The sequence below is a fragment of the uncultured Eudoraea sp. genome (assembly GCF_947490415.1).
Taxonomy (GTDB): domain Bacteria; phylum Bacteroidota; class Bacteroidia; order Flavobacteriales; family Flavobacteriaceae; genus Eudoraea.
On record NZ_CANLGX010000005.1, the window covers coordinates 63132 to 78553 of the forward strand.

The window sequence follows — 15422 nt, forward strand, 5'->3', positions numbered from 1 at the left end:
TGCTCGTAATTGAAGTGTAAAATGAAAATTTCATGCCACTGTTTTGGATTTATTTTGTTCAGGATGGATACAGGATTAACTAACGTTCTTCCCTACAAGGCTCCGCCTTGAAAGTAACCGGGATTAACTAACGTTCTTCCCTAAAAGGCTCCGCCTTGAAAGTAACCGGGATTAACTAACGTTCTTCCCTAAAAGGCTCCGCCTTGAAAGTGACCGGGATTAACTAACGTTCTTCCCTAAAAGGCTCCGCCTTGAAAGTAACCGGGATTAACTAACGTTCTTCCCTACAAGGCTCCGCCTTGAAAGTAACCGGGATTAACTAACGTTCTTCCCTACAAGGCTCCGCCTTGAAAGTAACCTGGATTAACTAACGTTCTTCCCTACAAGGCTCCGCCTTGAAAGTAAAAATCCCAAACATACAAATTCAAGCAAGCTTGATTTGCCGTTTGGGATTTTTACTTATTCGTGACCCCGGAGGGATTCAAACCCCCAACCCTCAGAGCCGAAATCTGATGCGCTATTCAGTTGCGCCACGGGGCCATTTGCTTTAGCGAGCGCAATTTACGCAAAAAGAGCTATTTGGAGCTAATAAAATACGCTCAATTGGTATTTTCTTTTTACATTTTGGACAGACACCAAAATCATTCGTTCCTAATTTGTCCAGGTTACGCTTTAGACCTTCAAGACGTTCTTTAGCTTTAATAAGGGCTGCATTCATAACCCCTTTATTGTTTATAGCATCCATCCGCGATACCCGCCCGATAGCATTGTCGGGAGCAATGGGTTGGGATAGTTCTGCATATTGCTTTATCTTCTTTTCAGTACTGGCAATATCAGATTCAAAGAGCTCACGAATTTCTTGAACATTCATTTTATAATTAAGTAAGTTTAGTACGAACAATACCGGAAATTGTTTTTCCGTCGGCTTGCCCTGCCAATTGTTTGGATACCATCCCCATAACTTTTCCCATATCTTTCATGCCACTGGCACCAGTAGTTTCAATAATCTGGACAACAATCTTTTCTACCTCATCCACACTTAGCTGAGCTGGTAAAAATTTTTCAATTACGGCTACCTGTGCCAATTCAGGTTCTGCAAGATCTTCTCTTCCCTGTTCCTTAAAAATCGCTGCACTGTCTTTTCGTTGTTTTACCAGCTTTTGTATTAATTTTATTTCATCAGCATCAGACATTTCGTCTCCGGCGCCCTTTTCAGTTTGCGCCAGTAGTAAAGCAGATTTTATTGCCCTCAAAGACTCCAGAGCTATGGTGTCTTTTGCTTTCATTGCTGCTTTTATTTCTTCCATAACTTGATTCTGTAAGCTCATATTTTGTGAATTTTAGGAGCGCACAAGATAAAAAAAATAAACCCGAAAATGTAATGTATTTTCGGGTCTATTCTAAGCTTGGGCATATCATCCCGCATTCTGACTAGTCTACATTATCATGTAAAAAGGAGTTGTTAGAACGTAACTGAATTTCATCATTACTGTCTTCACTTAAAGTAGTTCTGGACACTTTACCCTCTTTGGGTCTTTCATTTAAATCGATGCCCTGACGCTTATAAGCCGGTTCCTTTTCTATTTCATCAATATTATTAACACTATTCTGAAACTTGTAATTGAAATCTTTTAGTTTTCTCCTGCGCTCATCCGCCCTTTCCCTTAGTATTTCTTCAATTGGAGTATTCATGGGGTCCCCGTCGTTTGTTTTAACTTCTTCTTTCCCTGCCACAGTCTTTCTCTCGAAAACCAACTCATCCTCAATAAGTTTAGGATCAAACTCTTCCGCTTTGGATTTTGCGCCTGTTAACTTATTTTCCAGTTCCATATAATCATCAAGGCTATAGCGGGTTTCTCCTTCTTTGTTGTATTCCAAAACAGGTATTACCTCTATATGCTCACTAACATCAAGATCGTTTATGTCTTCATCCAGACTAAATGTGATAACATTTTCATTCTCTTCTTCAACCTCATCCGTCAAAGGCATATCAAAACGAAGTGCAATCTGTTCCTTTTCATCTATTTTGCCGGCTAATTCTTCTGGGTCAATTACCTCAATGTCCTTCAGGGACTTTTTAGAATCAATTATTATAAAATCCTCTTCAGCAATTTCTTCTGCTATAACCTCTTCATAGAAAACATTAAAATTTCTTATATAATTGGTTGTTGGAATAAGATCTATTGTTTCTTCAACCTCTAAAGAATGTTTTATTATCGGTTCAAAAACCTCTTCTTCCTCTTCCAGTTGGTAAACGACATTTTCTTCACTCAAATCTTGTTCGGCCTTTTGCTCATCTTCAAGAGTGTGTATAATTTTTTTGGTTTCAGTATTAACAATTTCATCCTGCTGGTCAATGTTAAAACCTGTGGCAATTACAGTTACAGCTATAGCTTCGCCCAGGCTTTCGTCTTCGCCCACACCCATAATAATGTTAGCCCCATGACCTGCCTCTATTTGAATATGATCATTAATTTCTCCTATTTCATCAATAGTAATCTCCTGGGATCCCGAAACAATAAGTAATAACACGTTTTTGGCCCCCGTAATTTTATTATCATTCAATAATGGAGAATCCAGCGCTTTCATAATAGCCTCCTGAGCTCTTGCTGACCCTGATGACATTGAGGAACCCATAATTGCAGTTCCACTATTTGAAAGAACTGTTTTAGCATCACGTAGGTCAATATTCTGAGTATAATGATGGGTAATTACTTCGGCAATGCCTCTGGCCGCAGTTGCAAGTACTTCATCTGCCTTTGAAAAACCCGCTTTAAAACCTAAATTCCCGTAAACTTCCCTTAGTTTATTGTTATTGATTACAATTAAGGAGTCTACATTAGAACGCAATTTTTCAATCCCTATTTGAGCCTGTTGACATCTCATCTTACCTTCAAACAGAAAAGGCATAGTTACAATCCCTACAGTAAGGACATTCATTTCTTTTGCTTGCTTAGCTATAACAGGGGCTGCTCCGGTGCCTGTTCCTCCGCCCATACCTGCGGTTATGAAAATCATTTTGGTAGTGTTATCAAGCATATTCTTAATTTCTTCCATACTCTCCAGGGCAGCTTGTTCACCTACTTCAGGATTGGCACCAGCTCCGAGTCCTTCTGTAAGAGTAACACCTAATTGGATTTTATTGGGAACAGGGCTATTTTGCAAAGCCTGTGAATCTGTATTGCAAATCACAAAATCCACTCCGTTAATTCCGGCCTGGAACATATGATTAATTGCATTACTTCCACCCCCTCCAACGCCAATTACTTTAATTACATTACTTTGATTTTTCGGTAAATCAAAGGCTATATTTTCAAATTCGGTGTTCTTGCTCATGTTTTTTGTGTTACTGGTTAATATGTGCTACGATTTAGGTTTACTCTGCGTTATCTAAAAAATCTTTAAGTTTTTCTGACCAGAGATCAAATACAGATTTTCTCTCTCCTCTTGACTTTTCGGTTGTTCTACCTTCAGGATGACCTTCTAAAACCAATTCTTCTTCATTACTGGTTTCCTCTTGATAAATAGGATTTCTTCCTTTATTTTCAATTGCGTTCATCAGCAATCCTACGGCGGTGGCATATAAAGGACTGGCAATTTCCTGATCGGAATCTCCTGCCAAATGCTCATTAGGGTATCCTATTCTGGTATCCATACCTGTAATATATTCTACCAACTGCTTCAGATGCTTCAACTGGCTTCCTCCACCTGTTAATACAATCCCCGCAATTAGTTTTTTCTTTTGCTCCTCATGTCCGTAATTTTTGATTTCGACATAAACCTGCTCAACAATCTCAACGACTCTTGCATGTATGATCTTGGAAAGATTTTTTAGTGTAATTTCCTTTGGTTCTCTTCCACGTAATCCGGGGATAGAAACTATTTCATTGTCCTTGTTTTCGCCTGGCCATGCAGAACCAAATTTCATTTTGAGAAGCTCCGCCTGTTTCTCGATAATTGAACAACCTTCTTTAATATCTTCGGTAATAACATTCCCGCCAAACGGAATTACAGCTGTATGCCTTATGATGCCATCTTTAAAAATAGCGAGGTCGGTTGTACCACCACCTATATCTATTAAGGCAACTCCTGCTTCCTTTTCTTCCTGGCTAAGAACCGCATCTGAAGATGCGAGGGGTTCAAGGGTAATATTACCCAGGTCAAGGCCGGCACTTTTGATGCATCTGCCAATGTTTTTAATAGATGAAACCTGGCCGACAACCACGTGGAAATTAGCTTCAAGCCTTCCACCGTACATTCCTATAGGTTGCTTAATTTCAGCCTGTCCGTCTACCTTATATTCCTGAGGCAAAACATGGATGATTTCTTCTCCCGGTAGCATGACCAATTTATATACCTGATTACAAAGTTTATCCAGATCGTCCTCATTGATTACTTCTTCAGAATTAGCTCTTGTAATATAATCGCTATGCTGGAGGCTTCTGATATGTTGTCCGGCAATCCCAACAACAACAGACCCAATCTTTAAACCTGAATCGGCTTCCGCTTGTTCAACAGCCTGTTGAATAGATTTTATGGTTTGTGTTATGTTATTTACCACACCCCGATGCACACCAAGGCTTTTTGACCTGCCAATGCCCAAAACCTCAATTTTGCCATACTCGTTTTCCTTTCCGATAATGGCAACAATTTTTGTAGTACCTATATCTAATCCAACTGAATAATTACTTTGTTCCATATTATTTTAAATTTTGGTGCACACTACTTGATTATTAAATTCTAAGCTTACTATATTATAATTTTCTAATGTTTTATCCTTGGCAGCTTTGGTATAAAAAGCTTTGAAATTATTGAACTTCTGTTCTAAATCATCCACATTACCTAAATTCACAACAAAGTTTTCCAGTCGGAATTTCAATTGATAATTTTCTTCATCCTCAATGTGAATTCCAATTACATTTTTCCTTAAAAAGTTGTCCCTGTTTATATAATTTAATATCACATAAACATCTTCTAAACTTTTACCGGTAATATTGCCAGTAATGATTGGCACTCGTGCAGAGTGATTACTGGATAACGGCATGTTTTTACCCTCCTCATCCAGGTAGAATTTTGTTATTCCCTCCACACGTCCTATTGGCTGCCTTTGTACAATGTTTGATGTAAGCTCACCACTTATAGTAAGATAAACTTGGGCACTTTTTACCATTTCATTGGCCTCTATGACCTTTTCTATAGTATCCAAATCTAATTTTTCTTTAGGCATGTTTTTAATGATACCATAATTTTGTATTAACAATTTATTAACCATAGACTGGGTAATGTAGAGATTGTTCTCTCCTGTGAATTTTAGCGTAATGCCTTCTACAGTTCTTGAATCACTTCTATGACCTGAAAATGCATAAAGCCCTGTAATACAAATTATTAAACCAACAAATTTGATGTAATTCCAATTAATTTTCATGCTCTAGTTCTTTTTCTATTTTTGATATTTCCAATCCAATATCACCGGCACCCATGGTAACCAATACTTCCGGTTCTTGTCTTTTTATTTCCTCAATCAGATCCGCTTTTTGGATTAATTTCTTATTCTGAATCTTTATTTTTCCCATTAGCCATGCCGAAGTCACCCCAGCAATCGGTTTTTCTCTTGCCGGATAGATATCCAATAATAAAACACTATCAAATTGCGCAAGACTGAGTGCGAAATCATCGACGAAGTCTCTTGTTCTCGAAAATAAATGGGGTTGAAAAACGGCGAGTATTTTTTTACTCTTATGCATCTCGGAGATGGCATCATATACGGCATTTATTTCCGTCGGATGGTGCGCATAATCATCTATAAAGACAAAGTCGACATTCTTTATTCGATATGAAAATCTCCGTTGCACACCCTTAAAGGTTTCCAATGCTTTAGCAAGTCGATTAGGTGGGGATCCAACCTGTATTGCCATCGCAAAAGCCACCAGACCATTAAGCAAGTTATGCTTTCCTGGTTTGTTAAACTTAACCCCTTTAAGGGTAGTGTCTGGAGTTTCCAAATCAAAAACGTAGGCGCCATGTATTATTTTTAAATTTCTTATACAATAATCCGAGTCATCTTCTATTCCATATGTTATCCCTTCTAAAGGCAAACCATTTCTTATAAACAGTTTCCCGCCGGGCTTTAGTTTATCAACAAATTCCCTAAAAGATTTTCTTAGTTCTGTACTATCACCATAAATATCCAAATGATCTGCATCTATCGAAGTAATACAGGCAACATCAGGCGATAACTGTAAAAATGAACGATCATATTCATCGGCTTCCACAACAGAATATTCACTGCCCCCGAACCAAAAATTACTATTAAAATCTTCCGAAATACCACCAAGAAACGCGGTGACCGGTGTCCCTGTTTCTTTTAACAAATGCGCTAGAATGCTACTTGTTGTTGTTTTACCATGGGTTCCTGCCACTGCCAAACAAAAAGTATCCCTGGTGATAATTCCTAATACCTCCGATCGTTTTTTTATTTCAAAACCTCCTGAGGCAAAAAAATGGAATTCTTTATGGTCATCAGGAATTGCCGGGGTGTAGACAACAAGGGTATTCCCAACATTTTTAAAGTCTGCTGGAATTTCAGAGATATTATCTGTATAATGTATCTCAATTCCTAAATCAGAAATCTCGCGAGTCAAAGGCGTCTCCGTTTTGTCATAACCGGCTACATTCTTTTTTAATAGCTTAAAATATCGCGCAAGAGCAGACATACCAATTCCTCCAATCCCAATAAAATAAATGTTATGTATGTCTCTTAGCCTCATATTAAATTTTCAGCAGATGTTCTATTTCATCTACAATGTTTTTAGTGGCATCAGGCTGTGCCAGTGCTTTTATATTTTCGCCCAACAATTTCTTACTATCCCCGGAATTATTCAGATCTGAAAAAACGCTTTCAAATTTGTCAGCCAGATCTTTTTCCTCCACCATTAATGCCGCTTGTTTTAAAACAAGACTTCTCGCATTTTTGGATTGATGGTCTTCTGCTACATTTGGCGAGGGAATAAATATCACCGGTTTTCCAACTATGCATAATTCAGAAACTGAGCTGGCTCCAGCCCTTGAAATGATTATGTCCGCAGCGGAATAAGCAAAATTCATTTTATTCAAAAAATCGTGGACTTTCACATCTGTAGCATGAAATTTTTTATATTCTTCATAGTATCCACGGCCACATTGCCAAATAAGTTGAATACCTAATTTTGAAAAGAAATCCAATTCCTTTTCTATAAGCTGATTTATTCTCCGCGCACCCAGACTTCCTCCCAGGACAAGCAGCGTTATTTTTTCCGGGTTCAAACCAAAGAATTCATACGCTTTGTCATTATGCTGCAAAGGAGCTATCAAATCTGCTCTGACAGGATTCCCTGTTTTTACAATTTTATCTGCTGGGAAAAACCTTTCCATATCATCGTAGGCAACACATATTTTTGCTGCGTGTTTAGCCAGTAATTTATTCGTGATCCCTGCATATGAATTCTGCTCCTGTAACACACAAGGGATTCCTTTTCTGGAAGCCATTTTTAATACAGGGCCACTGGCAAACCCACCTGTACCTATAACGACATGGGGTTTAAACTTCTTCACTATTTTTCCTGCGCTAATCAAACTACTAATTAGTTTAAATGGGAATATTAAATTTTTTAATGTCAACTTTCTTTGTATTCCACTAATCCACAAACCTTTTATCTTGTAACCTGCCCCCGGCACTTTTTCCATTTCCATCCTGTCTTTTGCACCAACAAATAAAAACGCTGCATTCGGATGTCTTAATTTTAATTCATCGGCTATAGCTATTGCCGGATAAATATGCCCTCCTGTTCCACCACCAGATAATATAAACCTATAATTGTCCACTTAGCACTTCTAAGGGGTTAGTATCATCAACATCAGATTTTTTAACATCAACCGATTTAAATTTTCTGCTCGCACTTAACACAATTCCAATAGCCAGACAAGTCATCCAAATAGATGTTCCTCCGCTACTAATTAGTGGCAAAGTTTGCCCGGTCACCGGAAATAACTCTACTGCCACCGCCATATTTATAAGGGCCTGAAAAACTATAGGCAACCCAACACCAACTACTAATAATTTGCCAAATACAGTCTCATTTGAATTTGCTACTACTACAATTCGGAATAACAAAAGCATATAAAAGAACATTAGCACAAACCCTCCCACCAAGCCGTACTCTTCAATTATAATTGCATAAATAAAATCTGATGAACTCTGAGGTAGAAAATTTTTCATTACACTTTTGCCTGCTCCATTTCCAACTATTCCACCACTTGCAATGGCTATTTTTGCTTTTTCTATCTGATAGTCCGACTCTGTATCTGCCGGATCCCAAAAACTTTCTACTCTATTTATCCAGGTGTCCACCCTGTTTGGAAAAAGATCCGGATAAGCTTTTGCCGTAAGAATAAAAATGGTAAGTATTAACAAACCCGTACCTACTATCCCTGAAAGATATTTTAGTGGATAACCTCCTAAAAAGCATAGCATCAGTACCATAAAAAAAAGTATCGCCGCTGTAGAGAAATTGGCGGGTAAAATTAAAATGGTGACCATAAAAACAGGCAGCCACAAGGGTACCAGGCTTTCATTAAAAGTGATTGTTTTATCTTTAATTCTGGTCAGGTATCTCGCTACATAGATCATTAAAACCACCGCTGCCAGATTTGAAGTTTGAAAAGTTATTCCTACCAAAGGAAGGCGTATCCATCTACTGGCATTTGCACCGTCTATTGTAGTGCCCTGAGCCAGAGTATATGCCAACAGGACCAACACTATGGGCAGAGCAATAATAGATAACCCCTTAAAAAAATGGGTAGGAATTTTATGAACACCATAAATTATTCCAAATCCCAAAAGCAGCAACATCCCGTGTTTAACCAAATGACCAATTGTTGTGCCATTTCCAACTACATAAACCAGATTACTGCTGGCACTGTAAACAGGTAAAAAGGAAAAAAGAGCTAGCAGAGCAACTACGCCCCAAATGGCTTTATCCCCTTTTATATTTCCCACAAACCCAGACATTTTTACAAGTTTTTTATTGCTTCTTTAAATTGATTTCCCCTGTCTTCATAATTTTTAAAAAGATCAAAACTAGCGCATGCCGGAGATAGCAAAACGGTATCTCCTCTTTCAGCAATTTTATAGGCAACTTTTGCAGCTTCGCTCATAGCGTAAGTCTCAACGATTAAATCTACCACGTTACCAAAAGCATATTTAATTTTTGAATTATCCATCCCCAGGCAAATGATTGCTTTTACTTTTTCCCTTACTAAGGGCATCAGAACTTTATAGTCATTGCCTTTATCCACGCCGCCAACAATCCAGACAATAGGTGTTTTTATACTTTCCAAAGCATAATAGGTGGCATTTACATTGGTGGCCTTTGAATCATTTATATATTGTACATGATGAATTTTTAAAACCTTTTCCAAACGATGTGCAGCTCCTTGAAAATTCTGAATACTTTCACGGATAGTATCCTTGCGAATACCAACCAATTTTGCGACCGTTGATGCCGCCATTGTATTTTTAAGGTTATGTAAACCTTCTAGTGCCAAAGAATCTGCTTCCATTTCAATTGTTTTATTTTCTGTCCTAATTAATATTTTGTCATTCTCTAACCATGCCCCTTCTTTGAGTTTATCATTAATTGTAAAAGGCAATAATTTTGATCTAATTGGGTTCTTCTCCAGCCAACTTACAATTACATCATCATCACAATCATAAATCAAACTATCTTCGGTGTCCTGGTTTTGTACAATTCTGAATTTTGAAGACACATAGTTTTCAAAAGAATGATCATACCTATCTAAATGGTCCGGGGTAATATTTGTTATTACCGCTATATTTGGTTTAAAATCTACAATTCCATCTAACTGAAAACTGCTTATTTCAAGTACATAGAAGTCATAATCGCGTTCCGCTACCATTTTGGCAAAACTGTCGCCAATATTTCCTGCCATTCCCACGTTTAAACCTCCATTTTTTAAAATGTGATAGGTAAGCATCGTAGTAGTGGTTTTACCGTTACTTCCCGTAATCCCAATTATTCTGGCATTTGTGTGTTTAGCAGCAAACTCAATCTCCGAAATAACCGGAATACCTTTTTTGACAAGTTTTTTTACAAGAGGTACCGTATCCGGAATACCGGGGCTTTTCATTACCAGATCAGCATTTAGAATTTTGTCTTCCGAATGCTGTTCTTCCTCCCAATCAATATCAAAATGTTCAAGAACGTTTTTATATTTTTCTTTAATCTTACCCTTATCTGAGACAAAAACCTGGTAATCCTTTTTTTTTGCCAGAATGGCCGTTCCAACTCCACTTTCACCAGCGCCGAGTACAACCATTAATTTCATTATCTCACTTTGAGTGTCACAATTGTAATTATGGCTAATAGTATTCCTATAATCCAAAATCTTGTGACTATTTTACTTTCGTGATATCCCTTTTTTTGATAATGGTGATGTAAGGGTGCCATTAAAAAAATTCGCTTCCCTTCACCTGATCTGTTTTTCGTGTATTTGAAATAACCCACCTGCAACATCACTGAAATGGACTCCGCGAAGAATATTCCACACAGTATGGGAATCAACAATTCTTTTCTTACAATTAATGCAATTACTGCTATAACTCCTCCTATGGTAAGACTTCCGGTGTCACCCATAAATACCTGGGCAGGAAATGCATTGTACCATAAAAAACCTACCAATGCCCCTACAAAAGCGGCAATGAAGACCAAAAGTTCACCAGCCTTGGGAATGTACATGATATCGAGGTACTCGGAAAAAATTATATTACCGGAGACCCATGCAAAAATGCCCAGAGTAAGAACAATTATCGCAGATGAGCCAGCCGCTAAACCATCAATACCATCTGTAAGATTGGCTCCATTAGAAACCGCAGTGACTATTAAGATGACAATTGGAATAAAAATTAGCCATGCATACGAAACTGCCTTCTCACCGGCCCAGGAGATCAGATTACTGTAATCCAGTTCGTTATTCTTAAAAAACGGTACGGTAGTCATTGTAGATTTAATATCTTCCCCTTTAACGTTTTCAACCTTATATTGCTCCGTAATTATAGTGTTGGTCCTTTCCCGCATGGTGACTTCCGGATGGAAGTATAGTGTTGCACCCACGATAAGTCCAAGTACCACCTGACCTATCACTTTAAACCTGCCTTTGAGCCCTTTTTTATTATTTCTGAATATTTTAATGTAGTCATCTACAAATCCGATGATACCCATCCATATTGTGGTAACTATCAATAAAATGACATAAATATTCATTATATCGGCAAACAATAAAACCGGAATCAAAGTGGACATTATTATTATCAAGCCACCCATTGTTGGAGTACCTGTCTTTTGCTTTTGTCCTTCAAGCCCCAAATCCCTGATGGTCTCCCCTATTTGTTTGTGCTTCAGAAAAAGAATAATGCGCTTACCATAAACTGTTGCCAATAATAAAGAAAGTAGCACTGCCATAGCTGCCCTGAATGTCTGAAACTGAAACAGACTTGCTCCCGGCAGTTGATATTGCTTTTCTAAATACTCGAACAGATAATACAGCATATTATGTTATCTATTTCTTATTACTTATTTAAACTTGTCAGCACTTCCTTTATAATTTTAAAATCATCAAAATCCATGCGCTCACCGTTGGTTTCCTGATAGGTCTCATGACCTTTACCCGCAACCAGGATTATATCATTGGGTACTGCTAACTGACAGGCCGTCTTTATTGCCTGATTTCGATTTTCAATTGATAAAACTTTCCTGAGATTCTGTGGTTCTACGCCGGCTTCCATCTCTTCAATGATTATAAGAGGTGGTTCGGATCGTGGATTGTCTGATGTAAAAATGGCTTTACTACTCATCGCTGAAGCGATATGACCCATTACCGGACGCTTAGACTTGTCACGATCACCACCACACCCCACTACGGTGATGACGTTTTCATTTCCAGTCCTCAATGTATTGATTGTCTCAAGTACATTTTTTAAGGCGTCCGGCGTATGGGCATAATCAACAATAGCCGTTATTCTTTCTTTAGATATATAGTATTGAAACCTTCCGTCTACATTTTCCAATTCGCTCAGTAATCTCAGGGTCTCAAGTTTTTCTAATCCCAATAGGTCAGCTGTAGCATATATAGCCAATATATTATAAGCATTAAAATGACCAATTAACCGGGTCCAAAGGTCATTATCATCAATTTTTAATAACTGTCCGTTAAATTGATTTTCCAAAACCTGGGCCCTGTAGTCGGCATAACTTTTTAGAGCATAGGTGTATTTTTTAGCTGCAGTATTTTGCAACATTACAAGCCCGTTTTTATCGTCAATATTTGTTAAGGCAAATGCTCTTTTAGGCAAATCATCAAATAATTTCTTTTTAGTATCCCTGTATTCAGCAAATGTTTTGTGATAATCCAGGTGGTCATGTGATAAATTGGTGAATATAGCGCCCTCAAAGACCAATCCTTCTGTTCTTTTTTGGTGAATCCCGTGGGAACTTACTTCCATAAAACAAAATTCAACACCTGCCTCATTCATTAGAGAGAGATATTGATTAATGGTCATGGCATCCGGGGTCGTATGGCTCGTAGGAAATTCTTCGTTATCCACCATTATTCTAATAGTAGATAGCAGGCCAACTTTATACCCCGCTTTTTTAAACAATTGATACAACAAACTGCTAACCGTAGTCTTGCCGTTCGTACCTGTGACACCTACAAGCTTTAAATTTTTGGATGGATTATCATAGAAATTTGACGCCATTATAGCCAGAGCCTGGTTGGCATCAAGAACTTCCACATAGGTTATATCGTTGATCAAATCTCCCGGAAGATTTTCACACACTATCGAATTGGCTCCTGCAGCTATTGCTTTATCAATATATTTATGCCCATCCGTTAAAGTACCTTTGATAGCCACAAAAACACTACCCTCAGCTACTTTTCTGGAATCAAAACATATGGTATTCACCATAACCCCGGTAGATCCGCTCACAGCGGTAAGGCTTACTCCAAATAGTATATCTTTTAGGGGCTTCATGAAAGTTCTAAAATTATTTTCTTTACTTTTTCTAAATCTGTTCCCTTAGAAATTGATTGCTTTTTTACTTTGCCATTTCCTTTGACCTCTACCTCCAGACCCATGTTTTCGAGAATAGAAATTGCATCCATTCCACTCATTCCCTTTACATCTGGCATCTGATTATGATTCTTTTGTGATTCTGCATAGTAGCTTTGAAAACTTGCGTCTAAATCTTCATTCAAAGGTTCTAAGGTTTCTATTTCGTCTATTAATGGGTTGTTGGCATAAATCTTTCTGGCTATGGATTTAAATACCGGCCCTGACACGTCGGCACCATAGTAGCCAACACTTTTATCTGGTTCATGGATCACCACTATACAGGAGTACTTTGGGTTATCTGCAGGGAAATACCCGGCAAAAGTTGATATGTACCTCAGTTTGTCCGGGTCTCGGGTTACATAGTTTTTTTGTGCTGTTCCGGTTTTACCGGCCATAGAAAAGTTTGGAGAATAAAGACGATGACCTGTTCCGTGTTCTTTTTCCACTACATTTTTCAATAAGTAACGCACCTGTTTAGCGGTTTCCTTAGAGCAAATAGCCTCATTAATAATTTCTTTATCGAAGGTATAAATGGTTTTGTTCCATTCCTTAACCTCTTTTATAAGTCTGGGGCGCAATAATTGACCATCATTAGCAATAGCGTTGTAAAAAGCAAGCGTCTGTAAAGGGGTTAAGGATACTTCATAGCCATGAGACATCCATGCCAATGAAATACCGGACCATCCCTTATCTCCGGGGTATCTAATTACAGGCTTACCTTCACCCTTTATTGGCATTCCCAGTTCCTGATGTAGCCCCATAGACATAAGCCGATCTACAAAAACTGATGGTTCTTCTTTATAACTGTTATGAATCATTTTGGCGAAAGCTGTATTTGAAGAAACTTCAAAAGCCTTTGCCATTGAAATTTTGCCATAACCTCCGTGCTTAGAATCCCTTACTATCCTATCGTATATTCTCCAATGTCCTTTTTCAGTATCAATAACCGTACTGGTGTCAATTTTATGATCTTCCAGGGCAGCAACCAGCGACATTAATTTAAAGGTAGATCCGGGTTCATGAGATTCGCCTATCGCATAATTTAATCTTTCATAATACTTGCCATCCTCAGTCCTTCCAAGATTAGAAATTGCCTTTATTTCGCCAGTTTTGGTTTCCATTACAATTACACATCCATGATCGGCTTTATACTTTTCTAATTGTGTTAAGAGCCCATGATGCGCAATATCCTGAATATTGATATCGATGGTCGACACTACATCATACCCGTCTTTTGGTTCAACAATATTGTCTAAGCCAATAGGTTTCCACTGACCTTTAGCAATTTTCTGCTTTAGTCTTTTTCCTTCTACTCCTCTTAAATAATTACCAAAGGCGCCTTCAAGTCCTACCCTGGTTGCATAGCCATTTTCGTCAAATCGTTCATACCCTACGCTTCTTTCTGCTATTTTGCCCAAAGGATGTTCCCTTACAGTTTTTTGCTCTACTATAAAGCCTCCCCTATTTGGTCCTTTATTAAAAAGTGGAAAATTTTTAACCTCTATATAGTCAGAATAATCAAGATTCCTGGCTACCAAGGCGTATCTGTTTTTATTTGCTTTAGCTTTTCTTAAAATTTGTTCATAATAAGCGGATGGTTTTCCAAATAGCTTTGAAAGAGCATCACACAGAGGCTGCACTTCTTCTTCAAAATCTGAGCTTTTCACAGTGACCGCATCAAAACGTATCGTATACCTTGAGACCGATGTAGCTAACAAACTTCCGTCATCTGAATAGAGATTTCCCCTGTTGGGAGCAATGGTAAAAAGCCTTTCCGTACGTTGAAGCGCCATCTCCTTGTACTTATTACCATGAACCATCTGAATACTCACAAGTTTTACGACCACTGCAACCGCAAACAGGAACAGACATGCTGATACTATATAAAGTCTGGTTAATATTTTTTTATCAGTGATGGCCACTTATTTTTTATTGGTTTTTACTTTTATTTTTCTTGGTGGTACTTCAGATGGAAAAAGACCTTCAACCATTACATTTGCCGTGATGGTTGATTCTAATTTCAATCGTTGTACGTCTGAGCGCATATCTACGAATTCGTTTTTTAATTCTTTGACCTGTTCATTCAGTGCAGCAACCTGGTGTACTTTTTTATCCGCACTGTGAGAACTTGCAATCATTATGGTTGCCAAAACGGAGGCAAAAATTATAAAGAGCCAATTTTTTGGTGCATCTCCACTCACCAAGAACTTGCCTTTTAAAATATCGATGATCCCTTTTCTCATGAGTTTTATAT

13 protein-coding genes and 1 tRNA gene are annotated in these 15422 nt (G+C 38.0%); all 14 read right to left on the reverse strand.

The features are described 5' to 3' along the window. Positions 1 to 466: 466 nt before the first annotated feature. The 14 genes from Q0874_RS13950 to Q0874_RS14015 all read right to left on the reverse strand — a co-directional run bounded on the left by Q0874_RS13950 (position 467) and on the right by Q0874_RS14015 (position 15411). Positions 467 to 540, reverse strand: a tRNA-Arg gene (locus Q0874_RS13950). A 7-nt stretch (positions 541 to 547) separates the two neighbouring features. Then, entirely contained in the window at positions 548 to 871 is a 324-nt protein-coding gene (locus Q0874_RS13955; protein WP_299164068.1) for a TraR/DksA C4-type zinc finger protein, read from the reverse strand. A gap of 7 nt (positions 872 to 878) precedes the next feature. Then, positions 879 to 1328, reverse strand: a complete 450-nt coding sequence (locus tag Q0874_RS13960) for a GatB/YqeY domain-containing protein (RefSeq protein WP_299164069.1) — start codon at positions 1326 to 1328, stop codon at positions 879 to 881. Positions 1329 to 1431: 103 nt separating this feature from the next. Then, complete coding sequence (gene ftsZ, locus Q0874_RS13965; protein ID WP_299164070.1) at positions 1432 to 3336, reverse strand: cell division protein FtsZ; 1905 nt, start codon at positions 3334 to 3336, stop codon at positions 1432 to 1434. Positions 3337 to 3376: 40 nt separating this feature from the next. Next, positions 3377 to 4699, reverse strand: coding sequence for a cell division protein FtsA (gene ftsA / locus Q0874_RS13970; protein WP_299164071.1), 1323 nt, complete (start codon positions 4697 to 4699; stop codon positions 3377 to 3379). A gap of 6 nt (positions 4700 to 4705) precedes the next feature. Continuing rightward, a complete protein-coding gene (locus Q0874_RS13975; RefSeq protein ID WP_299164072.1) occupies positions 4706 to 5425 on the reverse strand; it encodes a cell division protein FtsQ/DivIB in 720 nt (239 codons plus the stop codon). Beyond that, the gene (murC, locus tag Q0874_RS13980; RefSeq protein ID WP_299164074.1) at positions 5415 to 6767 is read right to left on the reverse strand and encodes a UDP-N-acetylmuramate--L-alanine ligase; all 1353 of its coding nucleotides are present in this window, start codon (positions 6765 to 6767) and stop codon (positions 5415 to 5417) included. Before murC ends, Q0874_RS13975 begins: the two co-directional genes overlap by 11 nt. A 1-nt stretch (position 6768) precedes the next feature. After that, a complete protein-coding gene (murG, locus tag Q0874_RS13985; RefSeq protein ID WP_299164075.1) occupies positions 6769 to 7860 on the reverse strand; it encodes an undecaprenyldiphospho-muramoylpentapeptide beta-N-acetylglucosaminyltransferase in 1092 nt (363 codons plus the stop codon). Next, on the reverse strand, positions 7847 to 9046 hold the full coding sequence (locus Q0874_RS13990) for an FtsW/RodA/SpoVE family cell cycle protein (protein ID WP_299164077.1): 1200 nt from the start codon (positions 9044 to 9046) through the stop codon (positions 7847 to 7849). Before Q0874_RS13990 ends, murG begins: the two co-directional genes overlap by 14 nt. A 2-nt stretch (positions 9047 to 9048) precedes the next feature. Next, on the reverse strand, positions 9049 to 10383 hold the full coding sequence (murD, locus tag Q0874_RS13995; RefSeq protein WP_299164079.1) for a UDP-N-acetylmuramoyl-L-alanine--D-glutamate ligase: 1335 nt from the start codon (positions 10381 to 10383) through the stop codon (positions 9049 to 9051). Continuing rightward, positions 10383 to 11603 carry a phospho-N-acetylmuramoyl-pentapeptide-transferase gene (gene mraY / locus Q0874_RS14000; protein WP_299164081.1) on the reverse strand — a complete coding sequence of 407 codons (1221 nt, stop codon included), beginning with the start codon at positions 11601 to 11603 and terminating at the stop codon, positions 10383 to 10385. The genes murD and mraY overlap by 1 nt, the downstream gene beginning before the upstream one ends. Before the next feature lie 20 nt (positions 11604 to 11623). Further along, positions 11624 to 13087: a UDP-N-acetylmuramoyl-L-alanyl-D-glutamate--2,6-diaminopimelate ligase gene (locus Q0874_RS14005; protein ID WP_299164082.1), complete on the reverse strand. Its 1464-nt coding sequence runs from the start codon at positions 13085 to 13087 to the stop codon at positions 11624 to 11626. After that, the gene (locus tag Q0874_RS14010) at positions 13084 to 15090 is read right to left on the reverse strand and encodes a penicillin-binding protein (RefSeq protein ID WP_299164084.1); all 2007 of its coding nucleotides are present in this window, start codon (positions 15088 to 15090) and stop codon (positions 13084 to 13086) included. The genes Q0874_RS14005 and Q0874_RS14010 overlap by 4 nt, the downstream gene beginning before the upstream one ends. After that, complete coding sequence (locus Q0874_RS14015) at positions 15091 to 15411, reverse strand: FtsL-like putative cell division protein (RefSeq protein WP_299164086.1); 321 nt, start codon at positions 15409 to 15411, stop codon at positions 15091 to 15093. Positions 15412 to 15422 lie beyond the last annotated feature (11 nt).